This window comes from Staphylococcus microti (genome assembly GCF_000934465.1).
GTDB lineage: Bacteria > Bacillota > Bacilli > Staphylococcales > Staphylococcaceae > Staphylococcus > Staphylococcus microti.
This window is the reverse complement of sequence record NZ_JXWY01000073.1, coordinates 1-283: the sequence shown is the minus strand read 5'-3', so window position 1 is coordinate 283 and position 283 is coordinate 1. Positions and strand designations below refer to the sequence as shown.

Annotated in this window: 1 protein-coding gene; it reads right to left on the bottom strand. The window is 33.6% G+C overall.

Annotation, left to right across the window (positions count from 1 at the left end):
* Window positions 1-35 precede the first annotated feature (35 nt).
* Window positions 36-283: hypothetical protein (locus TP70_RS08765; protein WP_044361056.1), on the bottom strand; the 248-nt coding region annotated here is incomplete at its 5' end.

Genomic DNA, 283 nt, shown 5'->3' with positions numbered 1-283 from the left:
CGCAAAGTTATCACCAAATCAATTTGAAGCATACGTTAAAACGGGAGATTATCCATTAATCCAATATCAAAATCCCCCAGCTGTTCCAATCTCTCATTATCAAAGTTAAACTCAGCTTCAAACTTAGTGTCATATTTATCATTTAGGCGACTCATTGCGTCAGATGATATAACAGAACCAAGGTTACCAATACTTTCATCAAACATTAGAAAGACATAGAAGTCATAAATAAGATCATTAGAACAATTCTTCAGAACAAACTTAAGCGCATCATGTAAGTAAG